General features: G+C 66.5%; 31 protein-coding genes. 14 read left to right on the forward strand and 17 right to left on the reverse strand.

The window, feature by feature from the left end; genetic code table 11:
• Nucleotides 1-80: 80 nt before the first annotated feature.
• From ABZ319_RS23620 to ABZ319_RS23630, 3 genes are all read left to right on the forward strand, one after another.
• Nucleotides 81-272 (forward strand): hypothetical protein, encoded by a 192-nt coding sequence (locus ABZ319_RS23620; protein WP_354988635.1) that lies wholly within the window; start codon nt 81-83, stop codon nt 270-272.
• A gap of 448 nt (nt 273-720) precedes the next feature.
• On the forward strand, nt 721-939 hold the full coding sequence (locus tag ABZ319_RS23625) for a hypothetical protein (protein WP_354988636.1): 219 nt from the start codon (nt 721-723) through the stop codon (nt 937-939).
• A gap of 170 nt (nt 940-1,109) precedes the next feature.
• Nucleotides 1,110-1,799 carry a hypothetical protein gene (locus ABZ319_RS23630; protein WP_354988637.1) on the forward strand — a complete coding sequence of 230 codons (690 nt, stop codon included), beginning with the start codon at nt 1,110-1,112 and terminating at the stop codon, nt 1,797-1,799.
• Between the two features lie 31 nt (nt 1,800-1,830).
• Here ABZ319_RS23630 and ABZ319_RS23635 read toward each other — a convergent pair whose 3' ends face one another.
• The 6 genes from ABZ319_RS23635 to ABZ319_RS23660 form a co-directional block, all read right to left on the reverse strand.
• Entirely contained in the window at nt 1,831-2,226 is a 396-nt protein-coding gene (locus tag ABZ319_RS23635; protein WP_354988638.1) for a hypothetical protein, read from the reverse strand.
• 290 nt (nt 2,227-2,516) lie between these two features.
• A complete protein-coding gene (locus tag ABZ319_RS23640; protein WP_354988639.1) occupies nt 2,517-2,708 on the reverse strand; it encodes a hypothetical protein in 192 nt (63 codons plus the stop codon).
• The gene (locus ABZ319_RS23645) at nt 2,705-3,082 is read right to left on the reverse strand and encodes an HIT domain-containing protein (protein ID WP_354988640.1); all 378 of its coding nucleotides are present in this window, start codon (nt 3,080-3,082) and stop codon (nt 2,705-2,707) included. Before ABZ319_RS23645 ends, ABZ319_RS23640 begins: the two co-directional genes overlap by 4 nt.
• Nucleotides 3,083-3,126: 44 nt before the next feature.
• A complete protein-coding gene (locus ABZ319_RS23650; protein WP_354988641.1) occupies nt 3,127-3,408 on the reverse strand; it encodes a hypothetical protein in 282 nt (93 codons plus the stop codon).
• Between the two features lie 26 nt (nt 3,409-3,434).
• Nucleotides 3,435-3,923 (reverse strand): DUF6083 domain-containing protein, encoded by a 489-nt coding sequence (locus ABZ319_RS23655; protein ID WP_354988642.1) that lies wholly within the window; start codon nt 3,921-3,923, stop codon nt 3,435-3,437.
• 102 nt (nt 3,924-4,025) lie between these two features.
• Nucleotides 4,026-4,655, reverse strand: a complete 630-nt coding sequence (locus ABZ319_RS23660; RefSeq protein ID WP_354988643.1) for an AbiV family abortive infection protein — start codon at nt 4,653-4,655, stop codon at nt 4,026-4,028.
• Between the two features lie 170 nt (nt 4,656-4,825).
• Here ABZ319_RS23660 and ligD point away from each other — a divergent pair, with 170 nt between their 5' ends.
• Entirely contained in the window at nt 4,826-5,776 is a 951-nt protein-coding gene (gene ligD, locus ABZ319_RS23665; protein ID WP_354988644.1) for a non-homologous end-joining DNA ligase, read from the forward strand.
• Between the two features lie 45 nt (nt 5,777-5,821).
• On the opposite strand, the gene ABZ319_RS23670 is transcribed toward ligD, so the two are convergent.
• Together ABZ319_RS23670 and ABZ319_RS23675 are read right to left on the reverse strand one after the other, a co-directional pair.
• Nucleotides 5,822-6,112 carry an XRE family transcriptional regulator gene (locus tag ABZ319_RS23670; protein WP_354988645.1) on the reverse strand — a complete coding sequence of 97 codons (291 nt, stop codon included), beginning with the start codon at nt 6,110-6,112 and terminating at the stop codon, nt 5,822-5,824.
• Nucleotides 6,113-6,253: 141 nt separating this feature from the next.
• Entirely contained in the window at nt 6,254-6,925 is a 672-nt protein-coding gene (locus tag ABZ319_RS23675; protein WP_354988646.1) for a hypothetical protein, read from the reverse strand.
• 470 nt (nt 6,926-7,395) lie between these two features.
• Between ABZ319_RS23675 and ABZ319_RS23680 the strand changes: the two genes are divergently transcribed.
• Nucleotides 7,396-7,797, forward strand: coding sequence for a hypothetical protein (locus tag ABZ319_RS23680; RefSeq protein ID WP_354988647.1), 402 nt, complete (start codon nt 7,396-7,398; stop codon nt 7,795-7,797).
• Between the two features lie 68 nt (nt 7,798-7,865).
• Here ABZ319_RS23680 and ABZ319_RS23685 read toward each other — a convergent pair whose 3' ends face one another.
• The gene (locus ABZ319_RS23685) at nt 7,866-8,642 is read right to left on the reverse strand and encodes a hypothetical protein (RefSeq protein ID WP_354988648.1); all 777 of its coding nucleotides are present in this window, start codon (nt 8,640-8,642) and stop codon (nt 7,866-7,868) included.
• 71 nt (nt 8,643-8,713) lie between these two features.
• Nucleotides 8,714-9,397 carry a hypothetical protein gene (locus ABZ319_RS23690; protein ID WP_354988649.1) on the reverse strand — a complete coding sequence of 228 codons (684 nt, stop codon included), beginning with the start codon at nt 9,395-9,397 and terminating at the stop codon, nt 8,714-8,716.
• Between the two features lie 364 nt (nt 9,398-9,761).
• Between ABZ319_RS23690 and ABZ319_RS23695 the strand changes: the two genes are divergently transcribed.
• From ABZ319_RS23695 to ABZ319_RS23705, 3 genes are all read left to right on the forward strand, one after another.
• Nucleotides 9,762-10,886: a site-specific integrase gene (locus ABZ319_RS23695; protein WP_354988650.1), complete on the forward strand. Its 1,125-nt coding sequence runs from the start codon at nt 9,762-9,764 to the stop codon at nt 10,884-10,886.
• Between the two features lie 226 nt (nt 10,887-11,112).
• Nucleotides 11,113-11,763 carry a cyclodeaminase/cyclohydrolase family protein gene (locus ABZ319_RS23700; protein ID WP_354988651.1) on the forward strand — a complete coding sequence of 217 codons (651 nt, stop codon included), beginning with the start codon at nt 11,113-11,115 and terminating at the stop codon, nt 11,761-11,763.
• 563 nt (nt 11,764-12,326) lie between these two features.
• Entirely contained in the window at nt 12,327-13,058 is a 732-nt protein-coding gene (locus ABZ319_RS23705) for a L,D-transpeptidase (protein ID WP_354988680.1), read from the forward strand.
• A 357-nt stretch (nt 13,059-13,415) separates the two neighbouring features.
• On the opposite strand, the gene ABZ319_RS23710 is transcribed toward ABZ319_RS23705, so the two are convergent.
• Nucleotides 13,416-14,267, reverse strand: a complete 852-nt coding sequence (locus ABZ319_RS23710) for a bifunctional 5,10-methylenetetrahydrofolate dehydrogenase/5,10-methenyltetrahydrofolate cyclohydrolase (protein ID WP_354988652.1) — start codon at nt 14,265-14,267, stop codon at nt 13,416-13,418.
• Between the two features lie 259 nt (nt 14,268-14,526).
• On the opposite strand from ABZ319_RS23710, the gene ABZ319_RS23715 reads away from it, so the two are divergent.
• The 3 genes from ABZ319_RS23715 to ABZ319_RS23725 all read left to right on the forward strand — a co-directional run bounded on the left by ABZ319_RS23715 (nt 14,527) and on the right by ABZ319_RS23725 (nt 17,595).
• Entirely contained in the window at nt 14,527-15,387 is an 861-nt protein-coding gene (locus ABZ319_RS23715; RefSeq protein WP_354988653.1) for a YdcF family protein, read from the forward strand.
• Between the two features lie 60 nt (nt 15,388-15,447).
• Nucleotides 15,448-16,401 (forward strand): methyltransferase, encoded by a 954-nt coding sequence (locus tag ABZ319_RS23720; protein WP_354988654.1) that lies wholly within the window; start codon nt 15,448-15,450, stop codon nt 16,399-16,401.
• A gap of 483 nt (nt 16,402-16,884) precedes the next feature.
• Complete coding sequence (locus ABZ319_RS23725; protein ID WP_354988655.1) at nt 16,885-17,595, forward strand: HAD family hydrolase; 711 nt, start codon at nt 16,885-16,887, stop codon at nt 17,593-17,595.
• Nucleotides 17,596-17,651: 56 nt separating this feature from the next.
• On the opposite strand, the gene ABZ319_RS23730 is transcribed toward ABZ319_RS23725, so the two are convergent.
• Nucleotides 17,652-18,476 (reverse strand): SDR family NAD(P)-dependent oxidoreductase, encoded by an 825-nt coding sequence (locus tag ABZ319_RS23730; RefSeq protein ID WP_354988656.1) that lies wholly within the window; start codon nt 18,474-18,476, stop codon nt 17,652-17,654.
• A gap of 36 nt (nt 18,477-18,512) precedes the next feature.
• Nucleotides 18,513-20,084, reverse strand: a complete 1,572-nt coding sequence (locus tag ABZ319_RS23735; RefSeq protein ID WP_354988657.1) for a succinic semialdehyde dehydrogenase — start codon at nt 20,082-20,084, stop codon at nt 18,513-18,515.
• A gap of 153 nt (nt 20,085-20,237) precedes the next feature.
• On the opposite strand from ABZ319_RS23735, the gene ABZ319_RS23740 reads away from it, so the two are divergent.
• Complete coding sequence (locus ABZ319_RS23740; RefSeq protein WP_354988658.1) at nt 20,238-20,900, forward strand: TetR/AcrR family transcriptional regulator; 663 nt, start codon at nt 20,238-20,240, stop codon at nt 20,898-20,900.
• A gap of 53 nt (nt 20,901-20,953) precedes the next feature.
• Here ABZ319_RS23740 and ABZ319_RS23745 read toward each other — a convergent pair whose 3' ends face one another.
• The 4 genes from ABZ319_RS23745 to ABZ319_RS23760 form a co-directional block, all read right to left on the reverse strand.
• Complete coding sequence (locus ABZ319_RS23745; protein ID WP_354988659.1) at nt 20,954-21,283, reverse strand: hypothetical protein; 330 nt, start codon at nt 21,281-21,283, stop codon at nt 20,954-20,956.
• Nucleotides 21,283-21,558, reverse strand: coding sequence for a hypothetical protein (locus ABZ319_RS23750; RefSeq protein WP_354988660.1), 276 nt, complete (start codon nt 21,556-21,558; stop codon nt 21,283-21,285). The genes ABZ319_RS23745 and ABZ319_RS23750 overlap by 1 nt, the downstream gene beginning before the upstream one ends.
• Nucleotides 21,559-21,668: 110 nt before the next feature.
• Nucleotides 21,669-23,459, reverse strand: a complete 1,791-nt coding sequence (locus ABZ319_RS23755) for a lipase family protein (RefSeq protein ID WP_354988661.1) — start codon at nt 23,457-23,459, stop codon at nt 21,669-21,671.
• Nucleotides 23,460-23,659: 200 nt separating this feature from the next.
• On the reverse strand, nt 23,660-24,559 hold the full coding sequence (locus tag ABZ319_RS23760; RefSeq protein ID WP_354988662.1) for a LysR family transcriptional regulator: 900 nt from the start codon (nt 24,557-24,559) through the stop codon (nt 23,660-23,662).
• A 113-nt stretch (nt 24,560-24,672) separates the two neighbouring features.
• Here ABZ319_RS23760 and ABZ319_RS23765 point away from each other — a divergent pair, with 113 nt between their 5' ends.
• Entirely contained in the window at nt 24,673-25,413 is a 741-nt protein-coding gene (locus ABZ319_RS23765) for an SDR family oxidoreductase (RefSeq protein ID WP_354988663.1), read from the forward strand.
• Between the two features lie 27 nt (nt 25,414-25,440).
• Nucleotides 25,441-25,647 carry a 4-oxalocrotonate tautomerase family protein gene (locus tag ABZ319_RS23770; protein WP_354988664.1) on the forward strand — a complete coding sequence of 69 codons (207 nt, stop codon included), beginning with the start codon at nt 25,441-25,443 and terminating at the stop codon, nt 25,645-25,647.
• The last annotated feature ends 106 nt before the right edge of the window (nt 25,648-25,753 follow it).

A 25,753-nucleotide genomic window follows, 5' to 3' on the forward strand; every position in this document is an offset into this window, starting at 1 on the left:
CCCGCCGTGAAGTGCCGGCGGGATGGGGCAGGTGGTGGCGCAGAAGTGGATGCCATGGGTCTGCAAGAACGGAATTCGTCATGACCACCACCGCCCCGCACCCGTTGTTCGAGATCGAGCGGACTGTCGAGTTCGGCTATGGCCGTTCGATGGTGATCCGCCGGCACTTCATCCCCGAGGACGCTCCCGCGGGTGTGGTCGGGCGGCTGGTGTGCAGCGCCTGCAAGCACCCGTGGGACGGGCTCGTCCACGAGGCGTGCTGGATCAGCTAGATCGTGGGTCGGTTCGCAGTCACAGTGTGGTGATGCGGGCAATGGCGCCCTCCGCGACCGACCCACCCCCATGGGGGGCGACGATGACGCATCCACGTGAGCGACCGGACCTTGCGGCCTGGCGCCGCAGGCAGGCTCTCCGCGATTCGAATGCGGCACAACCGATCCCGTCGGGCAAGCGATACCAGCGGACCACGAAACACGAGAAGGAACGAGGCAAGAGAGATGGACCAGAGTGAACTCGCGCGACTGCTGGCCCCTGAGGCTTGGGTTGCTCGGACTGAGGACCAGCGGACATTCGGGGCACTGTGGGAAGTTCACCGGCGTCAGATGGAGTCGCTGAACTATGCAGGCAATCTTCTGGCTGCTGGCTATGCCGTCGTCAAGATGCCCGCCGAGGGCAGTGCGGTGAGCGATCCGCCGGCGCCGCTGAGCGAGGTACGAGGCGATGGATGCGTTCGTGGCCGCGCGCGATGAGCTAGCGCATGCGGCGCTCGCGTACGTGCGCGCTCAGATCGACCCGCGCGAGCACGCTCATTCGGCGGCGGATGTGGAGTACAGCGAGGAGCTGATGTGCCTTGCTGCGGGGAGGGTTGCGCGCGCGGTGGAAGCTTTAGCGGAGAGCCGGCAGCCGATCGGCTGGGATGAGGCTGTCGCTCCCGTCTAGCTCGCTGCCCGTACCGGCGCTCATCACGTCGGCGCCGCCCGAGTGCTTGCCGTTTTTCGAGATCGACCGGGCACGATAGTGTTTGGTCCCGAAGAAGCCGGACCTGCGTCGTTCCTTCTGTGCTGGTTCGTGTTTCAGTCAACATACTGGCGATCGGCAGAAAGCGATCCATGCCCGACTCCACCTACACAGACCCCGCGATCATCGTTGCCATCTCAAGTTCCGTCGTCGCTCTGGTTGCAGCTGGAGTGGCCGGTTGGCAAGGCAGTCTTGCCAGGAGGTCGCTCAAGGCTGCAGAGGCTTCGGCCGAGGCGGCCAAGCTGTCAGCTCAGACCAGCGCAGCTCTCGCCGCGATCGAGCAGGCCCGGTTCTATAGAGAGCGTCGACCGGTTTGGGACCCGTACGTTGAGAGGCCGACCAGCAGCGCGGACCTGCGACTTCGCCTTGTACTCAAGTCAGGAGATGTCGACCGTGTCGTAGTCGAGTTCGCTGGCACTCCTCCGTTGCAGTTCGTGACCGACCAACATCACGTGGAGGGTCGGGTCATCGAGTCAAGGCAGAAGGCGGAATTCGGGGTTGTCCATGAAAGTGGTTCTGCGTATTGGAGCGTCAGCCTTCCCAGCAGCGTGGGCTGGGTCAAGATGCCATTGCACGTGACGTCGTATCTGGATGGCTCCACGTGGTCTGATGTGCTTCGCATCGAGCAGTCGTCGATCCTAGAAGCGATTTCCCGGAAGACAGGTCACCCCGCCGAACACCGGAGACTCCTAGCGCATGAAACCAATCGAGCCCCGGACCGTGTGCGTCGGTTCCGGGGCTCGATAATGTCTATGCGGATCACATCAGCATGTGACGGTTGAACGCTACCAACAGGCACAGACAATCACGCGGCTACTGCTGTAGGAGCCACACGAGATTGCCGCGAAGCCGGCCGTTCGGGGTCTTCTTGCATACGATCGGGCGTCCTTCTTCGCTGACCCATGTTTCCCCTTCTCCCAGGCAGGTGCTGCCGATTTTCACGGGGACGTTCGGGTTGGCGGGCAGTTCCTCGTTCACGGGCCACCAGACGAAGGCGTCGGTTCGTTTGACCTGGACGCAGAAGACCGTTTGGCCGTCGCCAGTTTGGGTGGGTGGTGATCCTGACGAGCAGTATTGGCCGATACTCGACGTTTGCCGAGTCGGTTCGAGCGGTGACTGCTCGACGTCGGCCGGGAGCGCCGCAGCTGCGGGCGAGCCGATCAGCAGGGCGAGTGCCGCGGTCGCGGCGATTCGAATTGTGCGCGTCATGACAACCCATCCTTCGCACTGGACGGTGTCTTCGGTGTCGGGCCGGCCATCGGCTGTTCGGCGGGTATGAGGGCCGGCCACCTCTGACCAACCTGAGCGTACTCACAGCTATCTCGAATTCGGTGGAATGCAATCAACCTGACATCAACAACGCCCGAGCATGTCTGGATCGCCGCCAGCCTGGACTTCGCGCCACAGCAGAAGCCTGATCCACGCGAGGTCGAGTTGCACGGTGATGTCGTCGGGGTCGTAGCCCATCTGCTGGAGGTGCCAGCGGAAACGCGAGCTGGCTACACCTCTTCGCGCGCGTCCATCCACCCATACAGGTTGTTGCGGGCGGTGTCGTTGATGCGCAACATTGCCGCATTGCCCTCGATGAACATGTCGTCGGGGTCGCCGAGGACGATGGGCAAGCTGTGGGTGTGGGAGTTCTCAAGGGCCGCAACCAGGTCACGTGCGAACGCGAGGATGTCCGCGGTCACGACTTGACTTGCCCGGTCCAAGGCAGGTGCAGCCCGTCGCCCTCGTGTCGAGGAACCACATGCACGTGCGTGTGCCAGATCGATTGTGTCGCTGCGGGTCCGATGCTGGTGATCAGGTTCGCGTTGATGCCGCTGCCGTACAGGTCGCGAACGTAGATCGCGGCGGCTTCCATCGCTTCTGCGGCACCTTGCGGGTCGATGGCCGCATTGGTGGCGTGACGAGTGGGCACAAACAGCATGTGGCCGGCGGATACCGGGTTCAGTGGTTCGAACCAGACCACGTTGCCGTAGCGGCCCACATAGTCTTGGTGGATGACTCGCTGACAGAACGGGCAGTCGGGGTAGGTGCCGGCCTGCAGACCGAGGAAGGACATGCGCTCATTCTCGAGCGCCTGTCAATGTGGGACGCGCGTACCAGTCAGAGTGTCGGGTCACTGTCCTTTGCGATCATGTCGCGGACCTGCCGCGCCACGTTATCCATAAAGCTGCTGGCATCGAAGTCGAGAACCTTCGAGATATCGTCAAGCTCACCCACTTCGATCCCCCGAAGCCCGCAGAGGATCTGGTCGAGGACATCCTCGTCCATGCCAGCACGTTCGGCGATCAGGAAAAGCGGTATGGACGCATCGGCAACGATGTTGCACAGGTCAGTTGCGCCAACTGCGCGCGCGAGGAATGCGATCTGTTCCTGTGTACTCATCTCGGCATGCTACTGCGCTGGCAACGCTACTGTCCTTGCTCAGCAGCCCACTCGCGTCGATTCGCCCGCCATACGGAAAGCAGGAAGGTGCCGTCTTCCGGCGCGCGTCTCGTCGGGCACACGTCGAAGTGGGTGATGCGGCATTCGTCGGTCGGGTTGGCGCCACCCAGATTGACCGCGGTGCCGTCGCCGGCGACGCGCCAACGCTTGCCGGGCGGGACTTTCGATGTCGGGTAGCCACCGGGTTCCAGCATCAGCCAGCGCCCATTCAACGTCCGGTGCCAGGCGTATTCGCGATCGCAGTACTTGCACGGACTCGCCGAGCCTTCCCGCGGATCGACCGACGGCGCAACGCGAAGCTGATCGACGACCAACTCGACGTCGGGAGTCTCTGGTTCACGCTCGGGGAACTGGTTGGCTTTGTCCCAGCAGTCATCGCATGTGACCGTGCGCAAAGGGACAGGTCTTTCCTGCGCATCACTGGCCCCGCACAGCATGCAGGCAACTATCTCCACAGCAATCGAGCATACCGACGGTCGTCGCAACTGGCACCAAAATGCTGCTGCTGCAACACAATCAGGGCGCTCGATATGTCAGACACTTTCCGCGCATATCTGTCAGGCGTCCGCGCCGCCCTGGCCGAAGTGATCGTCGAACAGTTCAGGATGCGCGATCGGCAGAAGGCGGCTCTGCAGGATGCCGGTGGAGTCATAGCGCTCCGGCGCGAGCATCTTCATGCGCGAATGATCTGAAATCAGGGCCATCTCAACAACTCCAGCCATGCGCCGAAGCTCGTCGGCGACTGGCTCGACCTCGAAGTCCAGCGGCGATCCGAATTCGCCGCTAGGGCCAAGTTCATTCTTCACATAGAACCCGTCCTGCTTCATTCGATCGAGCGTGGCAGAGTCTCGCGGCTCGCGTCGAGTGTCGTAGTCGCCCCAGAAGCCTTCCAGGCGCCGTCCGTAGCGTTCGGTTCCACCGATCTTCGGTTTGTGCCACTTGGACAACGCGAGGTGATCCTTGGCGAGGACTATCTCACCTTCTCCTGCGGTCCAAACAGCATGAGCAGTCTCATAGAGTTCGTTAGCTCGGGCGAGCTCCTCGCCTGCGAGAACGATGAGCGAGTGCGCGCGGCCGGCGGACCCGTGTTCGAGGAGGACGCGGGCATCGTCGACAAGGAAGACGGCGTTTGCCATGAGCGCTCGCCAAAACTGCCGAGACTGTGCAAGTGAGAGCTTCAAGTTCACTATGGCATCCTCTCAGCAAACTCACGTCGCTGTCGCACGCATTTGCGGGCCGGCGAGAATCTTGAAACGTCTGGTATTCGAGGCAACCATTGAGCCAGTAGACACGCGAGCGCACCGAGCGTGATCCGATCGAGAGCCCCATACGCTGCACCTGCACATACGCTGACCGAATGGCCGTGCCGGCTCCGATTCTCGCCACCGCGGGACAGCCACCCGATCACGCCGGGTGGGCTGTCGAGATGAAGTGGGACGGCGCCAGAGCCATCGTCATCATCCGCGACGGTCACCCGCGCTTGTACAGCCGGAACCAGCGAGACTTCACCGACAGCTACCCCGAACTCGTCCACGCCCTAGCCGAACAGTGCCGCGGTCGAGACATGATCGTAGATGGGGAGATCGTCGCCCAGGACGAGACTGGTGCGCCGTCGTTCGGGCGGTTGCAGCGGCGCTTGCATGTCGCGAACCCGAGCAACGAACTCATGCGCACGGTGCCGGTGCAACTGTTCCTGTTCGATGTCCTCGCGGTCGACGGCGAACCGACCATGACGCTCTCTTACCTAGATCGCCGCGAGCTCCTCGACGGGCTCAAGCTCGACACTCTTCCACTCGTGACTCCCCCGTTCTGGCGTGACGTGCCGGCCGCGGACCTGCTGGAGGTGAGCGCGCAGCATGGCCTGGAGGGGATCGTGTCGAAGCGACTCGATTCCCGGTACACGCCGGGTCGGTCGCGCTCGTGGCTGAAAACGGTTCTGCGGCAACAACTCGACCTGGTCGTGGTCGGCTGGCTGCCTGGGAGTGGAAGCGTGGCTGGAACATTCGGTGCGCTGGTTGTCGCCGGCCGAGGCCAGGACGGCGCGCTCCGATACGCGGGCGCGGTCGGCACTGGGTTCACGGCCGCGGCTCGACGATCATTGCGGTTCCACTTGGACGAACTCGCGATCGCCGAGCCGCCGGTTCGTGCGGCGGTTCCGAGGGATGTTGCTTCGCAGGCACGTTGGGTGGTGCCGCGGATCGTCGGCACGGTCGAGTTCAGGGAGTTCACTGGCGTAAGTCTTCGCCATCCGAGTTGGCGGGGCTTGCGGAATGATAAGAGCCCGGGCGAAGTTGACCATGTCGACTAATCCATGCCATGCCATGCCTGAATAGTCCGGATGAGAGCCTGCCAATCACTGCGGGACAGATTGTCCTCGCGCCGGCCGCTCAGCCTTGGACAGGTCGACCTCGCGGTATGTTGCAGAGAGTTCAACGTCAACGCCGAGTCGATCGAGCCATTCGGCGAGCCGATCGGTTCCAATTCGATGGAACCGCATGTGCCTGGCGTTCGAGATCTCGACCTTCGTAGCCCCCACGATTCGACCCGCACCTGCGCCCGAGATGCCAAGTGCGCGAATGCGATCGTCGAGCAAACGCGCAAGCTGATTCTTGAGCGCGTCGCCAGGTTCGGCCTCGTCAACCACGCGTCCGACGTTAACAGGTCGCGAAGTCCAGGCGCGATGCGAAGACCGGCGGGGCATGGGCACTACTGAGAGACCCCTCCGCTCCGAACAGTGACATCCACAGAGATGGAGCCGCCTCCAACTGTAGCTCCAGTGTTGCGCCTACTCGGACGAATTGCCCTTCCCGCTGGAGCTTTGGCCGAAGAAGAAGCCAAGGATCAAGAGCAACATGTTGATCACAACCTCCGGTACGTCCGTGTGCGTCCACATAGCGACTACAACAACGCCACTGAAGACAACGAGGAGAAGTGCACCGACAAGCACTGCGACCGGCTCACGCTGCAGCAAACTCCAGCGCATCTTCCAGCGCCGCTCTTGGATTTCAACGTTCCGGATCTCACGGTCTTGAACAGCGCCAGCCTCTTTCAACAGAGCGTCTAGCTCGGATTGTCGACGTTGCGCTTCAGTGAGAAGCTCCGAGAGTTCCTCCCGGACATCTAAATCCGAAACGCGATGTTCGAGCCGCTCCTTAACCTTGGCGACTTGCTCCTCAGCAGCACGTGAAGCTAAGGCAAGTTCAAGCTGTTGCTTGCGAACTAACATTGCCGACGTGGCCTGCTTGAACGACACTGGAACGCCGTCGACGCGAACGCGCAGCAGTTCACTATGGGTGCCATAGCTCAACATGCTCGAACGCTCGATGAAATCGTTGACCTCGCCGAGCTCCGCTTCGAGCTGTTCGGCGGGAACATCGGTTGCCAACGGAGCGAACTGAAGTTTGTCACCTAGCAGTGACCACCAGTGCGGCCACGCCAGCTCGTGCGATGACTCCACTGGACAACTCTCCCCTTGCTCGATGCGCAACCCGCTCAGAGTCTCTGCGAAGGTTACGACGAGACAGTCACTCGCGCTATACGAATGCACAAAGCAACCGAAACCGTCGAGGACTAGGCCAGTCGAAGCGGCTACGTCCCGCCAATGCGACAAAGGTCGCTGGCCATGTCGGAGCGGCCTCCAACTGGAGCAGGTTCTCGAACGCAGTGTCGCCTGCCTCGCCACCGGTTCCCACGCTCTTCGGCTGGTCATTGCGCGTCAACCCGATCTCAGGCGCGGTCATCCCCCCTCGGGGTCGCCGCCACATCCACTCAGCACACGCGGCCGGCCGGACCGCTCCTCCAGCGAACTACGCGTCCCGACCGGTCCTAAAGACACGGCCGGCCCACCAGCGATCAACGAATCCGACGCCAACCCCGCAAAGTGTGTCGCGACGGTGGATCACGTCAGCATCGACCTAGCATGTGGACATGCGGGAATGGATACTTCCAGAGGACCTGGACGACGAGACGCGCCGCCTCGTATTGCGAACCGGCAAAGAGCTGATGGCAACCGTCAGCGACAAGCACATGGGAATTCCTGTGTGGCAGTTCCCCGCCCGAGCATTCGAGATCTCACTTCAGTCCCTTGAGGCCAAGATAGAGCCAATGTCGGCCGAAATGTGCTTGGAACTGTTGGCACACAGCCCAATTCGAATTCGCCTCGGCGACGGCACCGAGACGACGACCTCTGTCACAGAGTGGGCCACCGGCACTGAGCAGAGCATCCTCGAAACCATCGCCGATTTCGAAGTCGCTCATGAGACCTCACACCTTCACTGGGACGAAACCGACGGTACACACGTTTTCAAAACCTTCCATCTCACGAAGTGAGCCTGCTCGGTAGTGGGCTCCCGTTTACGCCCACTACCGACCAATTTCGCTCAGTCAGCGACATCCAATCACGCCGCCGACTCGTTCGCAGATACATCCGCAGCGTGAATCGCAGCGCGAAGTCGCGCCCCGATCCAAGCACCAACCGCGGGCGAGACCGCGTTCCCGAAACCGTCCACCTGGTCACGCGCGCTCCCCCACACGATGAACTCGCCCTCGTGCCCAGGGAACGTGGTGTCGAACCCGCAGCCGCGGCCGACCTCGTGCGGGCCGAGCATTCGGAAGTGGCAGTCCTCCAACGGCAGATCCGCCAGCGCTGCAGCCCATTCCGCGGTCAGCAAACCGGGAATCTGCTCGGAGGTGACCGTCGGCATCGGCTCAGAACTGATCGCCGAAAGCGTGTTCTTGCGGTACGGCACGACACCGGTCATCAACCCAAGGGTCTCGGACGCGGCCTGGGTCGGCAACGGCTCCCCCACACCGCGCGGCGCACCCTGGAAGTTGTTGACCGCAGCGAACAGCATCGCCAGCTCGTGCGTCGAGGTGACCGTGTCCATCGGCAAGCTGAAGTTCTTGCCGTCGCCGTTGTGCCGGTGCGCAGCGAACACCGCGCCCGTCGAAAGCAGCCCGGTCTCCTGCTGGCTCGTCTGGGTCGACATCGGCTGCCACGGATGCCGCTCCGAACCATGAGCACCCTTCGCTGGCATCAGAATCGCCGGGAACTCAGCGAACCGTTGACGGCACCGTTCAGCGCGCGCCATCGTCGCCGGCGCCAACGGCTTCTTCCGGTCACCGATCCGCGTACCCACAGTGGTCAAATCCAGCGCCCGAACGGACGGCGCCATCGGCGGAACAACCTCACGCCGACACCGCGGGCATCGATAGTTGTACTGCTTCCCATATCGCACCGACCCGGTCAGCGGAATGCCGGTCTTCCACGACCACACCGCCTCCACCGGCTGTTCACACTCGGCACACCACGACAGCGGGCAGTGATCCAGAACCGGCGTCGGCAATGCCTTGTCCCAGAACGCGATATACAGCCGGTCACGAGACTGCGGGACATCGAATTCAACCGCAGTTCCTTGTACCGGTAGTCGATGTTCTCGAACTGCTTCAACCACCACCGATACGTCGACCCGTCACCGATCTTCGGCTTCCCCGGAATCGCCGGCCCCCACGACACCAGCTCGGTCGTGCACTCGACCAGGATCAGCCGCGGCCGATGCACTTCCGCGTAGTGCAGCACACAGTTCGCAGTCGCCCGATCCCGCTCCGAACGCGTCACGCGCGCATCAAAATCCGGGTCATCCAAGTCGAACAACGACAACCCCTGCTCGTACGCCTTCTGCGTATTGGCCTGCGAGTGATTCACGCAGTTGTGCACGACTACGCCGTCGACGGTGTAGGTGTGATCGTCGGCGACAGTCATGTTGTAGACCGTCACCGCCCGACCGGCCTCGATTTTTCCGCTGGCCTTACCCCACCGATATCCGCCCGCGTCACGATGCTTCGGCCGACGGTCTCGGCACTTGTGCGCGGTCACCACCCACTGCGGACGCTGCCGGACAATACGACCCTTACGCTGTTTGAAGGTCATCATCTACTTCCAGGGGATGTCGAGTTCAAGTCGCCGCTCGAACAGGGTTCTCGGAGAAGACACTTCGCAACTGGGCCTCGACCACGCCGCGAATCGGGCCGCCGTTCAGCCGGTTCGGTGGCCGAGTTCGCTACTTGCTGGCGGAGGTCATCGCGTGGGAAGACGGTCAGTTGACAAGCTCGCAGCGGGTGGCGTGAACGATGAACGGACCAGGTGAGCTGCCCGACAAAGAAGACCTCATCCCCGTTCGAAACCCGAAGGGCGGCTGGATGCTCGATCGCGTCCGCCATCGCGCACTCACGGGTGAGGAGGTTCGCACGTCGTCCAAAGGCCGCACCAAGAGAGAGAGTGCGTCGAGGAGTGGATGCGCCGCTTCGAGATCAACATCCGCCGGAAAACCAAACGAAAGCGCACCAGTCGCCGTGTTCAGTTCTCCCCCACCGATTCGATGAGCTTGGTTTTCGCTGAACTCGACAAGCAGTGGAAGGCACGCGTCGACGTCGGAACCATGTCGCGCGACTCGTACGACAACAACCATCGGATGATCTGCGAGTCCACCAATCGCGTGCGCCACAACCCGAACCCGGACGCGTTCAAGCTCGAAACCGAACTGGGAAACCTGTCCATCACAGAGTCGGCCAATGTCGCAGACATCACCGACTACCTCGACGAGGTCGCCGAGTCGGCGCCGACTCGGGCCGAAAAGCACTACCAACTTCTCTGGCAGGGGTACCGGCTCGCGATCCAAGGGCGGGGCATCACCGCTGCGGACAATCCGATGCCACACGTTCCACGGCCCGCCCTCAGGGTCACGACTCCACGGCCGATGGACAAGGCGGCCCAGTGTGCGATGTTCGAACAGATCCTCACGACGCCGGCGAATTCTTCCTACCTGCCGATCCTGTACATGCTGCTTCTGGGCACCGGGGTTCGTCCCGGCGAGGCGCTGGCCGCCAGGTGGTCCGATCTCAGTGTTCACACCCTGGATGACGGATCGACCAGGACCGTGTTGCACGTGGCGGCCACAGTGCGTTGGCATCCGGGGGTGGAGCCGTACCGTCACGAGGATCGCAAGTCCGGCAATCCGTATCGGGTCGCGTTGCCGTCCTGGTTGGCTGGGGAGTTGGAGGCGGAGAGGTTGCGGGTCAAACCCGCGTCGATGGATCTTCCGATAGTTCAGGGGTCGAAGGCGTGGGTGAGCGTGCCGACGGCGCGGCAACTGGCTTTCCGGGTACGGCGGGGTGGTCCGGTGCAGGGGTTCCGGTTGTCGGATCTGAGGGATACGGTCGCGACGCATCTGGCGGTGGTCACTGAGGACGATGAGCGGGTGAGTGCGCAGTTGGGGCATACCGAGGGCAAACTGTCGATGGCGCAGAGGCACTACATCGATCGTGGTCGCAAGCGGATGGCGGTGGTGGACAACGCCGATGAGTTGGAGGCGTTGAACCCGAGAATTCCGGGAGAGATCTGGGAATCGGGCGGGAATTAGCTTGCACCGAGGGGCCTTTTCTACCCCTGACCTGCATAAACAACTGCGGGTTAGTGTATCGACAGTCCGATACGCATAGTCGGGACATTACTCACCATGCGATTTCCGGTTCACATCGGCCGGGGCTGCCGGAGTCGGGGCGGTGGTCGGCAACCGGTACCGTGAGCGGGGACAACGTGCGCCCACGCGTGCGAAAAACCCGCAATCCCAAGGGAGGCCATTCCTCATGACTCAGGACGCCGCGCAGGACGGCACCAGCTTCGGTGATTCGACACTGCAGGCCTACCTGGAGGACTTGGCCGCGAAGGTGCCCGCGCCGGGCGGCGGCGCGGTCGCCGCGCTGCATGCCGCACAGGGGGCCGCCCTGGTCGCCATGGTCGCGCGCTACACCACCCGCGCCAAGGACGCCGACAACCGCCCGGTCGTCGATCGCATCATCGCCGCCGCCGACACCGCCCGCGAACGCGCGCTCGCATTGGCCGACGCGGACGCCGCCGCCTTCACCGCGGTCGGGGCCGCGTACAAGCTGGCGAAGGAGTCCGAGGCGGACAAGGCCAGCCGGGCCGAGGCCATCACCGCCGCGCTGCTGGAGGCCGCTCGCGTCCCGGCGGCCGTGGTCGCCGCCGCCGACGAGGTCGTCTCCCTGGCGGCCGAGCTGCTGCCCATCGGCAACCCCAACGTGGTCACCGACATCGGCGCGGCCGCCGACGCCGCCCGGGCCGCGGTGGCCAGCTCGCAGCTGAACATCGCCATCAACGTCGCGTCGCTGGACGGGGTGGCGGGCGCGGAGTTCGCGCCGGTGCTGAAGCAGATCGAAGAGGTCATCGCCCGCGCCGACGCGCTGCACAACGACGTGGTCGAGGCCATCACCGGCTGAGGATCGACCCGCGTCGCACGAGAGCCCCGTCCGGTGCCGGACGGGGCTCTCGTGTATCCGACCGGCACGGCATCACGTATCCGCCGGGAGTACCTGGACGTCGACATACCGGCGGACAGCGCGCAGTGCCTCACCACCATCTGGTCGTCGGATTGGTCCGGTCCGGCCGGGAATCTGCGGCGGTGAATCCGCGGCCCTCCGGATACCGGACCATCGGGTCGGTCAGCCGCCGCGCGACTGTGCTCCGGGGGCGCTTACGGGCAGCGGGCGACCGCCGTGTTCGGGCGGCAGTGGCATTGACACACCGCCAAATCCGCGCGGCGGGGGTATCTCGCCACGCCCGGGCGGGTGCCGCCGGAAAATCGGCACATTCGTCCCAATAGCCCTTGTCAGCGGGGGAATCACTACTAGAGCAGCGGCTTTCCGTCCATCTTCCACGCCGATGCGTAGGTCACGAAGCGGGCACGTTTCCGTACGCCGAGGGCGAATCGGTCATAGGCTGAGCGTCCAGGACCACACCCCTGTGTGAAGGGATGGAACCAATGCGGAACGCGATTCGTCTCATGTTCGTCGCAACCGTAGTGGCGGCGGCAGCCGCGTTCGGGTCCGGAGCCGCAGGGGCGGTGCTGATATCGGCACCCAATCTCCCGGCGGTGCAGGCGATTACGCCGGGGCCCGGTCAGACAGTGGGAATTGCCGCACCCGTGAACGTGCGGTTCGCCGAACCCGTGAAGGATCGCGCCCGCGCCGAGCGGGCAGTGAACATTCGCGCCGGCACCACTTTGGCGGGCAACTTCTCCTGGGTGGACGATCGACAACTGACATGGACGTCGGCCGGCTACCTGCCCACCTCGTCGCCGATCACGGTGTCGGTGGGGCGCCTGCACACCCAATTCGAAACGAACGGCGGCGTGAGCGCCGATGCCGACATGTCCGCGCACACCTTCACCGTCTTCATGGGCGGCGTCCCGGTGCGCACCATGCCGGCGTCCATGGGCAAACCCGGCTGGGAAACCCCGGTCGGCACGTTCCCGGTGCTAGAGCGGTTCCGCTCGGTGACCTTCGATTCCCGCACCATCGGCATTCCGCTCAACTCGTCCGAGGGCTACCTGATCGAGGGTGAGTTCGCCGAGAGGCTCACCTGGGGCGGTGTTTTCGTCCACTCCGCGCCATGGTCGGTGGATTCACAGGGTTACGCGAATGTCAGCCACGGCTGCATCAACCTGGCGCCCGGTGATGCCGAATGGTTCTACGACAACGTCGGAATCGGCGATCCGGTGAGCGTGCACTGGTAGGCGGTCACCCCGAATAGACGGCGGCGGTGCGGGATTCGCATGAATCCCGCACCGTTCCGCTGCGTACGGGTTGATTCTCCGCTGCGCTGGGCCGCCTCCGCTGGCCGGGCCGACTCGGTTGTGCGCGAGCCGACTCGGGCTGTACGCGCGGCGATTCCGACGTGCGCGACCCGACTCGGGATGTGCGCAGGCCGACTCGGCTGTACGCGCGTCGATTCCGATGTCCGGGGGCCGACTCGGGCTGTGCGCAGACCGATTCCACCGAGAGAGGCGGATTCGACCACGCGCGGCCGATCCGGGGTACGCGGCGAGCGGGGTCGACACCCGCCCGGTCAGCGGGGAATCAGCGTGCCGCGCTCAGTGATTCGCGTTCTCCGCGGCCTGCACCACGTGCCGCATCAGCAGCGCGGTGGTGACCGGGCCGACGCCGCCGGGGACCGGGCTCAGTGCGCCGGCGACGCCGGTGACCGACTCCGCGTTCACGTCGCCGGTGATGTTGCCGTTGTCGTCCTCGTTGGTGCCCACGTCGATGACCACCGCGCCCTCGCGCACATGGTCGGCGGTGATCAGGCCCGCGCGGCCGACCGCGGCGACCACGATGTCGGCGGCCGAGGTGATCGCCGGCAGGTCACGCGTCCGCGAATGCGCGACGGTCACCGTGGCGTTCTCGGCCAGCAGCAGCTGGGTCAGCGGCTTGCCGACCACGTTGGAACGGCCGACGACCGCGACATGCCGTCCCTCCAAAGCGATTCCGTGGAACTTGGCCAGTTCCACCACGGCTTCGGAGGTGGCGGGCGGGAAGCCGGGCAGGCCGGAGGCGAGCAGGCCGAGCGAGAGCGGGCTGACCCCGTCCACGTCCTTGGCCGCGGCGATGGACAGGCTCACATCGTCCAGGCCGACGCCCTTGGGCAGCGGGGTCTGCAGCATGATGGCGTCCACCGTGGCGTCGGCGGAGAGTTCGGCGAGCTTGGCGCGAATCTCCTCGGCGGTCGCCTCGACTCCGAGATCGACGTTCTCGCAGACGATTCCGTTGCGCTCGGCGGCGCGATTGAGCGACTTCACGTACCAGGCGCTGGCCGGGTCGTCGTTGGCGATCACCAGGGCCAGGCGCGGGGCGCTGCCGGCTTCGGTGCGCGCGGCCGCGCGCTGCTTGGTGTCGGCATTGATGGCGGCGGCGAGTTCCTTGCCGATGAGCGAAGTCGTGTCCACGGATTCACACCCTAACCCGCGGGCCGGGGCGAGCCGCACGCGCCTTTGGGTAGGCGGGACGTTCTCCGCTGATTTCCGCGCGCCCACGCGCGTTGCCGGTAACAGGTCCGTTCAAACCTGCAATTTCTCTACGGCAAATCCCCGACAACGGCCCGCGCCAGCCGTATCGTGCTCTCAGTCGGAACCGAGCCACTATTCAGCAAAGAAGGCAGACCCGCTCGGAAGCATGCGTGACCATCTCTCGGAAAGGTCGACAGCAGTGCAGATCGCCAGGCGTATTCCCACCCTGCTCGTAGCGGCGGCCGCCGCCCTGACCCTGTTCGCACCCGGCACCGCGTACGCGGACCCGGGCACGCTCTACAACTCGGCCCAGGACAACTTCCTCGACGGCGACGACGCCGCGGGACTGGCCGACCTGCGGCAGTTGCTCGCCGAATCTCCCGATGACGCGCACGCGCTGTCACTGCAGGCCATCTGGTCGGACTACGCCGGTGACCTGATCACCCGCGAGGTCGCGCTGAACCGCCTGAACGTGATCGATCCCGAGTTGGCCGGGCGCACCCGGCACGTCTTCCACGCGATCGGCTCGGCGGTGGGCACGCTGCCCAACCCGATTCCGGCCATCGCCGGACCGGGCACCGGCATCGCGGTGTGCGGGTACGGGCTGCTGCCCGACGGCAGCATGCGCCCCGAGCTGGTGAATCGCATGCAGGCGGCGTGGTTGCAGGCCATCGCCTCCCCGATGTCGCCGATCCTGGTGTCCGGCGGCAACCCGCAGAACGGGATCACCGAGGCGGCGGCCATGGCGGGCTGGCTGATCGGGCGCGGCATTCCGGCCAGCCGGATCCTGACCGACCACCGCGCCGGATCGACCGTGCAGAACGCGCTGTACGGCGCGGCCATGCTGCGCGAGGCGGGCGCGACCAGCGCCATCGTGGTGACCTCCCCCAACCACATTCGCCGCGCGGTGGCCGACTTCATCGTCGCGGGCATCCCGGTGGTCGGCGCGACCACCTCGCTCGAGCAGCTCGTCTCCCAGCTGCCCCCGCCCGCGCGCAGCAGCCAGCGCGGCATCTACCTCGATGTCACCCGGACGATGCGCCTGCCCTCCGAGCGCTGACCTCCCCTTTCCCGCGGACCCGCGTCGATTCGGCGCGGGTCCGCGGCGCACAATGACCCGGTGAGCGCGCACGACCTCGACACCCTGGTGCACCGCCTGCGCACGGCCGGCTGCGTCTTCGCCGAAGACGAGGCCGTCCTGCTCCTGGCGGCGGCATCGGACCCCGCCCACCTGGAAACCCTTGTCGCCCAACGCGTAGCGGGCTCTCCCCTGGAGCACCTCCTCGGCTGGGCCGAGTTCCGAGGCCTGCGCGTGGTGGTCGGCCCGCACGTCTTCGTTCCCCGACAGCGCACGGCCTTCCTGGTGGAACAGGCGGTTGCCCTGACCCTCGACCTGGTCGAGAGGCGGACTCGGGAGACTGCCGCCGAACCGTCGCAACTCACCGAGCGGGACTGGGCGGCGATGCAGCGGAAAATGAGCCGCGGCGCCGCTCCGATCCACTCGGACGACGACACCCTCCCGACGCTGTGCCGGTTCGAGGAAGCCACGTATGCCAATCCCGTGGTCGTCGATATGTGCTGCGGTAGTGGAGCATTGGGCCTGTCGTTAGCTGTGGACCTCGCAGCCCACGGCGTTCGGGCGGAACTGACCGCCACCGATATCGAGCCCCACGCCGTCGAGTACGCCCGTCGGAACCTGGCCACACACGACTTCCCGGTCTACCGGGGTGACCTGTTCGAGCCCCTCCCCGCCGACCTCGCCGGCCGCGTCGACATCCTGCTCGCCAACACCCCCTACGTCCCCTCCGCCGAGATCGCGACCATGCCCCCCGAGGCCCGCGACCACGAGCCCCGCGTGACCCTCGACGGCGGCCCCGACGGCCTCGATCTCCTCCGCCGCATAGCAGCCGCGGCCCCCCACTGGCTGGCCCCCGGCGGCCACCTGCTGGTCGAGGAGTCCGATGCCCAGGCCGACCCGGCCGCCGCGATCATGCGCGCCGCCGGCCTGTCGGCCCGCGTCGCCGAGGACGAGGAACGCGGGGCCACCGTGGTCATAGGCACCCGCCCCGACTGATCGGCGCACCAGCCTCGAGGCGACCGGTTTCGCCGGAGGTCGCGATGGTTCGGTGCCCCGCCGGCTCGGCGCCCCGCGATCAGGTGGAGCCGCATTCGATGCAGCCGGACGGGCCGGCGGCATCGAGCGGCAAAGACACTCGCCCGCAAGGGGATAGAGCCCGGAGTTGCTGCGTCGGCTCAGCTCGGCGGTCTCGTCCGGACCCCGCGCGCGTTTGCTCGAGGATGCGGGTGCCCAGGACATGCAACTGCTGCGAGTGCACGCCGGCGGCCGGACAAGCAGGATGCATTCGAGCGGGACGGCGCTTACCGATCCGGCAGGTACAGGGTCTCGCGGACTCGGCGGCTCCCTGCTCGACCACGGTGACTAAATTTGCCAGTCAATTGCTATTGAGGACCGGGCAGCTCAGCAAACTCGGCTCACGCCGGGTGGGCGGGTGTGGCGGGGCGGGTGGGGGTCGGGGCGGGGAGGTAGCTTGGGGTGGTGGGTATTCGCGGGATTTTGTTCGATGTCGATGACACGCTGATCGACTACTCGGCCACGGCGCGGGTGGGGATTCTGCGGCATCTGCGGGCCGAGGGGCTGGTCGAGCGGTTCGACTCCGAGGACGCGGCGGTGGCGCTGTGGCGTGAGCTCGAAGAGCAGGAGTATCCGCGATTCCTGGCGGGCGAGTTGACCTTTCACGGACAGCAGCTGCTGCGCACGACCCGATTTCTGGAGCGGATCGGGGTGCGGGCCGAGGATCCGGCCGCGTGGTTCGCGGGGTACGCGGCGCGGCGGGACACCAACTGGGTGGCGTTCGCCGAAGTCGCCGAGGCCCTCACCGGACTGCGGGCACGGACCGCGCTCGGGGTCGTCTCCAATTCCGCGCGCGACCATCAGATGGGCAAACTGCGGGCCGTGGGGCTGCACGAGCATTTCGGCGACGCGATCCTGTGTTCGGCCGAATTCGGTTCGGCCAAGCCGGAATCCGCGATCTTCCTGGCGGGCTGCGCCATGCTCGGGCTGCCGCCCGGCGAGGTGGCCTACGTGGGTGACCGCTACGACACCGACGGGATCGGCGCCCGGGACGCGGGCCTGCGGGCCTACTGGCTCGACCGCACGGGCACCGGCAACTCGGGTGACGGCATCACCGTCATCCGATCGCTGACCGAGCTGGTCGCGGCCGAGGATTTCGGCAGGCTCACCGCCTGAACGACGCGATGGCCCGCCCCGGCCGACACCGGGAGCGGGCCATCGCGCGAACCGCTCTACTTGCGGCCGGTGAACTCTTCCATCGAGGTGTAGACGCCCACGGTGTTGAGGTAGAAGTCGCGGACCTTCAGCGGCAGCAGCCCGGAGATCGCGCGGTTCAGGCGCGAGGTCCACGGCATGACCACCAGGGCCGAACCCTTCTTCATCTCCGCCCACGAGGTGTCCACCACGTGGTCCTGCTCGAGGATCGGCGTGAACAGGAAACCCTTGGCGCCGTCGAACATTCCGGTGTTGATGTACGTCGGGCAGACCGTGGTGACCTTGACGTGGTCCTTGCCCGCCTGCTCGAGCTCCAGCCGCACCGAATCCGACCAGCCCAGCGCCGCCCACTTGGACGCGGCGTACACGCTCATGCGCGGGTTCGCGACCAGGGCCGCGGAGGAGGCGATGTTCAGCACCCGAGCCTCGCCCGAGCCGGCCACCATCGCGGGCAGGAACTCGAGCGTGATGTACATGGGGGCAAGGGAATTGATCGCCATGGTCTTGTCGATGTCGGTACGGTTCTCGGTCTCCCAGAAGTACCCGTTACCGCGCACGATGCCGGCGTTGTTGACCAGCACGTCGATATCGCCGACCTCCGCGCGCACCGCCGCACCCGCCTCGGCGATGGCGTCGCGGTCGGACACGTCGACCACGTAGCTGTGAATCCGGCTGCCGCCCAGCGCCGTCAGCTCGGCCACGGTCTGCTTCAGGGTGATCTCGTTGATGTCCCACAGCACCACGTCGGCGGCCTGCTCGCGCACCGCGTGCTCGGCGAAGGACTTTCCGAGCCCCATCGCCGCACCGGTGACCAGGACCTTCTTACCCGCTACGTTCTTCATTCCCTGCCGCTCCCCTTGTCCAAAGTTCTCGCCGGATCATTTCTGCCGCAAGCTCTTCATGACACCCAAATACAGTGTCATGGTCTTGGCCCACAGCTGCTCGGACATACCGGGCAGCGGCGCGATCGGCAGCACGCGCTGCACCGCGATGGTCTGGGTGTCGATGTACTTGAGCAGCCCCTCGGGACCGTGCCGGCGGCCGGTGCCGGAGATGCCCAGACCGCCCGACGGCGCGGCGATCGAGCCCCACGCGGCGATGAAACCCTCGTTGACGTTCACCGACCCGGCGTTGATCCGCGCGGCGACAGCGCGCCCGTGCTCGGTATCGCGGCTCCACACACTGGCGTTGAGACCGTACGGGGTGTCGTTGGCCTGGGTGACGGCATCGTCGTCGCTCGCGACCTTGTACACCGACACGACCGGCCCGAAGGTCTCCTCGCGGTACACGGTCATGCCCTCGCGCACGTCGGTGAGGATCGTGGGCTCGTAGAAGTACGGGCCCAGGTCCGGGCGGGCCTTGCCACCCGCGAGGACGGTCGCGCCCTTGGCGACGGCGTCGTCGACGTGCGAGCTGACGGTATCGATCTGGCGCGGGAAGGTGAGCGAGCCGATCTCGTAGCCGTAGTCCAGGGCCTTACCGAGCTCGAGCTTCTTCGTGTTGGCCACGAATTCGGTGACGAACTGGTCATAGACGTTGGCGTGCACGTAGATTCGCTCGATCGACTCACAGAGCTGACCGGCCGAGGCGAAGCAGGCACGGACCGCGATCTTGGCGGCGGCCGAGACATCGGCGTCGCCCAGTACCAGCAGCGGGTTCTTGCCGCCCAGTTCCAGCGAGTAGCCGATGAGCCGCTCGCCCGCCTGCTGGGCGATGGTGCGGCCGGTGGCGCTGGACCCGGTGTAGTCGACGTAGTCGGCGCGGGCGATGACCTCGGGGCCGAGGGTCGCGCCGCGGCCCAGCACGGCCTGCCACAGACCCTTGGGCAGGCCCGCGCGCTCGGCGATGTCGATGGCCCACAGCAGGGTCAGCGCGGTCTGGTTGTCCGGGCGGCCCACGACGGCGTTGCCGGCCAGCAGCGCGGGCAGCGCGTCGGAGGCGCCCAGCGCGAGCGGGTAGTTCCACGGCGAGATGACCGCGACCACGCCCTTGGGCCGGTTGCGCACCTCGACCTGGGTCAGCACCGGCATGACGCCGCGCGGCTTGCGGTGCGCCAGAATGCGTTTGCCCTCGGCGGCGTAGTAGCGGGTGTTGACCGCGACGTCGGAGACCTCGTCGAAGGCGTGCACCCGGGACTTGCCGGTCTCGGTCTGCACGATGTCCAGGATGGTGTCCTGCTCGGCGAGCACCAGATCGTGGATGCGGCGCAGCACGGCCACGCGTTCCTCGATCGGGGTCCCGGCCCATTCGGCCTGGACCCGGCGCGCGGTCGCGAACGCGGTCTCCACATCGGCGACCGAGGACTGCGGCAGGTCGGCGATCTTGCGGCCGGTGGCCGGTGCGAACACCTCGACCGCGGGCGCGCCGCCGGCCACGGCATGGCCCAGCAGGCGCTGCACGAGGTCGAAGGGCAGTGCATCGGCGGTGGCGAGCTGCGGGGCAGTCGTCATTGGTCGCCCTCTCGATAGGCATATCGCGGGCAGTAGCCCACTATTTTCTGAACACCAATTTTAGGTGAACACTAGTGTTAGATTAATGGTCGTGACACACCTCATGTCAAGCCTCGCGCCGACCACGCGCACTCGCGTCGGGGCCACACGCCCGTGACCGCCGCCTCGCCCACCCGGCGCGGCCGTCCGCCGCAAACCGAGGAGCAGGCCGATCAGGTCCGCGCCCGGATCATCCTGGCCACCGCCGAGGTCTTCGCCCAGCACGGTTCCCGCGGGCTGAGCGTGGCCCGCATCATCGAGGCGGCGGGCCTGGCCCGCCCGACGTTCTACCGCTACTTCGCCAACGCGGTGGAACCGTTGCACGCGGTGCTCAGGGTCTCCAACGACGATCTGGTGGGCGGCATCCGCTCGGCGCTGGAACGCACCGAGGTCCCGGTCGAGCTGGGTATCAACATGATCGAGGCGTACCTGTACTGGGCCGGCGGCCACGGGCCCATGCTGTCCCCGCTCTTCGCCGAGCTCTACGACCCCGGCTCCCCCGTCTCGTCCTACCGCGAATCCGCCCTGGAGGACATCCGGGCCCTGATCCGCGCCAAGTTCACCGACCTCGGCCGCCCGATCCCCTCACCCCTGGATCTCGACACGGCCCTGCACACCTGCGAATACGTGGTCTACCGCATTTCAGCGGCCGGCGAACCGACCCCCGAGACCGTCGCCGCCGCCCGTCTCACCATGATCCGCAGCGTGCTGGTGACGCTCGGCCGCCGCGAAGACGTCGAATACGCCCTGACGATCCCCACCCTCTTCACCGACTGAAACGGTCGGGGATAGCGGACGACCGACCCTGAACCATAGGCGGCGTTCGGAATTCAGCTCGCGCGGTGGATGGGATGAACCCGGGACAGGGCCCGTTTCGCCTCGGCCAGGGAGATCATCTGGTTCTCGTCGTCGAGGTCGGCCACCGCGGCCTCGGCCCATTCGCGCAGAAGGGTGGAGACGCCTATGTGGCGTTCCTCGGCGAGTTGTTTCAGGCGGCCGTGCAGGGAGAGCGGGAGGCGGATCGACGTCGTGACCATGATGTCGTCGTCGGGCTGCAGGCGCGGGGGAACCCGGTCCGCGGGGACCGGATCATCGCTGAAGACGAGACGATCCAGGAACGCGGCCGTCTCGTGCGGGGTCGACGGGAAGTTCTCGCTCATCACCGGCTCTCCTTCTCCCAGTGTTCGAAGGCTTTCAGCTCATCGTCGTGCATTTCGCGGGCGCCGACAATCATCCACGTCCACTGGTCGGTCTGCCTGGTCACGATGATCAGCGGTCGCCCGCTCGCCGTGCGCCCCCAAATACTGAGCACTTCGACATTTCCATCGTGCGCCGTGCGCGGCCAGCGCCGCGCGGTGGCCAAAACCTGGCGTACCTCCTGGGGATCGATGCCGATCAGGTGTGCCAGCGCCCAATCAGCCCAATCAAACCCCATGCGGCAATACTACGCATGTATTACGCCAGGTGAAACCGCGTACCGGCGTTACGGCCGTCGGAAACGCGGCGAATAGACACCGATAATGGCGGACATCGCGCTACGGCGATTCACCCGAGCGGCGGGCAGGCGGGTTGCTGGGGCAGCGCGGAGAGCCGCTGCTGGGTCCAGCCGAGCAGATCCGGAATCAGCGGGGAATCGGCGGCGACCACGCCGATATGGTCGCGGCCCGGATAGACGCGGTAGTCCAGATTCCAGCCGTCGGCGCATCGCGCTGCGGCGTAACGGGATTGGACAGCCGGGTCGACCAGGGTGTCGGCCGCGCCCTGTGCGAGCAGGACCGGCACGGTGAGCGCGCCCGCCGGAATGTTCTCGCGCAGGCGGACTCCCAGCGCACCGGAGAGCGGATCGGTGGCGAAGATCGGGCGGTCCTTCTCCAGCGACAGCGCCGACAGCACCGAGACCAGCACGCCGGGTTCGGCGAGGCAGCGTTCGCTCATCTGCCGGACCAGGGTGCGAGCGGCGGGATCGATGTAGGCGTTGAAATCCACGTCGGGATAGTGCGCGGTGTAGGCGGCGACGACGTACGAGGCGAAGACGCTGCCGCCGGTGATCTCGGGCAGCCGCGAGACGAGGCCGACCGCGTCACTGGCGGGAGCCATTGCGGCGACGCCGATCACGCCGGCCTCCGGGGCGTAGCCGGGTGCGAGCAGCCCGGCCCAGAGCGCGGCGTGGCCGCCCTGCGAATGCCCCCACACCACGGTGCGATCGGCCAGCCGGATATCGGTGAGCTGCCGGGCGGCCCGGACGGCATCCAGCACCGAGCGGCCTTCCCCCTGCCCGATCAGGTACGGGTGCGAGCCTTCGGTCCCGAGCCCGATGTAATCCGTTGCGACCAGCGCCCAGCCGGATTCCACGATCTGATCCAGGGCGGGCAGCGCGCCCGATTCGAAGGGGTGCGTGGCGAGGCTGGGTGCGCAGGGTCGCGCGTAGCCGGTGGTGCCGTGCGCCCAGGCGATCACCGGAAGCGGTTCCGCGGCTTCGCGTTCCGGCACCAGGACGATTCCGCTGGCGAGCGCGGGGCGGTCGGCGTCCAGCGTCGTCGTGTAGAGAATCCGCCAGGCGCGGGCGTTGCCGGGGACGTCACGGGTGAAGGGTTCGGCGCGCAGCAGAGTGCCGGCGGCGGCCGGGATCTCGTCCGGAGCCGTGTAGAAGGCGTCGACCCGCGGGGTGCCCGAACGCAGATGCGCACTCGTGAGGGCGGCGGCGACCGCGATCAGCAGCGCCGTCGCGGCGGCCAGGACCCGGCCGGAGCCGGCCCAGCGCGAGCGTGCCGGTTCGGCGGCTCCGGAGGTCGTTGCGCGGCGGCCGGTTACCGCATCCCACACGGTGGAGACGCCGAACGCGACGGTGCGGATGCCGAACAGGACGGCGACGATCAGCAGCGTCACATCGGGCCAGCGCAGCGCCACGACGCCCAGGATGATCTCGGCGATCCCCAGCAGGAGTGCGGCGAGACGAACCGAGGTGGTTCCGCGGCGAGCACGCAGCAGCCGCAGCACACCACCGACGACCAGGGCAATCGCCACCACCGGTGCGATCAGGTCGATAGCCGGCCCGGAGGCGATGAGGATCAGCACACCCAGGGCTATCCAACCCAGCGCCAGCACGGCGTCCCGCGCCGAATGCTCCCGCGCGCCCAGCACTTCGCCGGCGCCGGAGACCAGGGCCGCGCAGGCGATCAGCAGGGCCAGCAGCGTCAACGAGGTCAGCGGGCGGACGACCAGGATCGCGCCGACGAGCACGGCAAGCACCCCGGCGGTCAGGGACACCCAATTCGGGAGACCGGACAGGACTTCGGTGAACCGCCGAGCCCGCCGCGCCGATCCATCCCGCGTCATCCGAGCCTCCAGCACATCGCCAGCATCCAAGAATACTGGCACAGGCCGGGCCGGACCGGGGCTCTCGCGCGCCAACGCCCGATCGCGTCGTATTCCGCGACCACCCGCCCACCACGCCGACACTCCAGGAGCAGCCGGACGCCGTCACCGCTCGTTAGCCGTGGAGCCGGGCACGCGAGGGCCCGGGTCCCGCGCCGGGTTCAGAGGGCGGCGAAATGCGCGGTCAGGAGGGTGATGAAGTCCAGGATGTGCGGGCGATCCTCGTCCGGGCGGACCCCGGCGAACCACGGCCGGATGTCGCCGCGAGCGCCCATGCGCACGGTGAGCACCTCGCCGCGCTGCACGAAAGGCGCTGCGACCCAGGAGGGTATGACGCCCACACCCTCGCCGTTGGCGACGAGTTCGATCAGCAGTTCGGTGACCATGGGGACGATGGTCACCTCCGCCGGGCGCGCGCCCACCGGTAGCGGCAGCGGGGCGGGATTGGGCCGGGACTGGTCGTAACTGTCGTGCAGGATCAGGGTCTCACCGGTGAAATCCCGCGCTGTCAGATACTTTCTGGCCGTCCAGCGATGCCCGGGCGGCACGACCACGACCATCTCGTCGTCCATCAGGTGTGTCAGGCGCACGTGTGCGGCGCCGGTGCCGAGCTTGGTGACGATCGCGACATCGATGCGCTGGGCCAGCAGCGCGTCGAGCGGATCGTCATCGGCGATATCGCGAATGCGGACCGAGGCGTCCGGGCGCGCGACGCGCAGTTCGCGCATGAGCGGGGTGAGCCAGGAGAAAGTGGTCGCGCACTGGGTGGCCAGGCGCACGTGCCGGTCACCGTATCGGGCGACCTGGCGTACCTCCCGCTCCGCGGCCGAGAGATCGGCCAGTATGCGAGAGGCTTTGGGCAGCAGTCCTTTTCCCGCGAGATTCGGCACCAGTCGCCGGCCCACCCGATCGAACAGCGCCGTTCCGAGCCGCTCCTCCATCTTGAGCAGGCGCTGACTCAGCGCGGGCTGGCTCACGAAGAGCCGATCGGCGGCCTGCTGCAGCGTGCCACCGGTGGCCAGCGCGTCCAGCAGTTCCAGGTCGCGGACATCCAGATCCATAAGCACAGCTTAGCGTTAATCGCAGAAGTACGTCTTGGACTTATATGACCGTGACGGGCGATCCTCGATAGCGAAGCCGGTCCAGCGGGACCGGCGGGACGAAAGAGGTTGAGATGACTACGGGTTCACGTACCGCGATCGTCACCGGCGGATCGAGCGGCATCGGCTACGCGGTGGCGGCGGCCCTGGTCGCCCGCGGTGACAACGTGGTAATCGGCGGTCGCGACAAGGACAAACTACGCGCGGCCGTCGAGCGCCTGGACGGGAGCGAGCGCACGCGGTTCGTGGTCGGCGACATCGGCGATCCCGGGACCGGCCCGGCATTGGCCGCCGCCGCGGTCGAGGCGTTCGGATCGGTCGACATACTGGTCAACAACGCCGGAACCTTCGGCGCCACACCGCTTCTGGACGTGCGGGTCGAGGAGCTCGACGGCTTCCTGAACGGCAATCTGCGCGGCACCTACCTGGTCACGCAGGCCGTCGCCCGGCAACTGGTCGAGCAGGGTCGCGGCGGCGCCATCGTCAACATCACCACCGTGCTGCTCTCCCATGCCATCGGCGGGCTGCCCGCCAGTGCCGCGCTCGCGTCCAAGGGCGGGGTGCGGGCGCTGACCGTCGCGCTGTCGGCGGAGTTGGCGCAGTACGGCATTCGGGTCAACGAGGTCGCGCCCGGCATCGTGCGGACGCCGTTGCACGCGGCCAACGGGTCGGAGGATCTTGCCGGGCTCGCGGTGCTGAACCGCATCGCCGAGGCCGAGGAGATCGCGTCCTCGGTCCTGCATCTCACCGATGCCGAATTCGCGACCGGCGTGCGCATCAATTCCGACGGCGGCTACGTCACCGCCCGCCGCTGAATCCCATAACCGAGAAAGGACACCGACATGCCCTACGTCAACGTCAAAGTCACCCGCGAAGGCGTCACCGTTCAGCAGAAGGCCGAGATCATCCGGCGCATGACCGATGTGCTGGTGGATGTGCTCGACAAGGATCCGAGGACCACGTTCGTGGTGATCGACGAAGTGGCGCTCGAGGATTGGGGAGTGGGTGGGTTGCCGGTCGAGGAGTACCGCGCGGCGACCCGGGGCTGATCGGCGCCGAGCACGACACCCGGCGCCGGGCGGCAGCGCGGGCTCGGGGTCGAAGCCGGACCGACCGCGCATCGCCGGCATCGACCTGCGCGACCGAGCAGGGCCG

The sequence above is a fragment of the Nocardia sp. NPDC005978 genome (genome assembly GCF_040614455.1).
In the GTDB taxonomy this organism is placed as follows: Bacteria; Actinomycetota; Actinomycetes; order Mycobacteriales; family Mycobacteriaceae; genus Nocardia.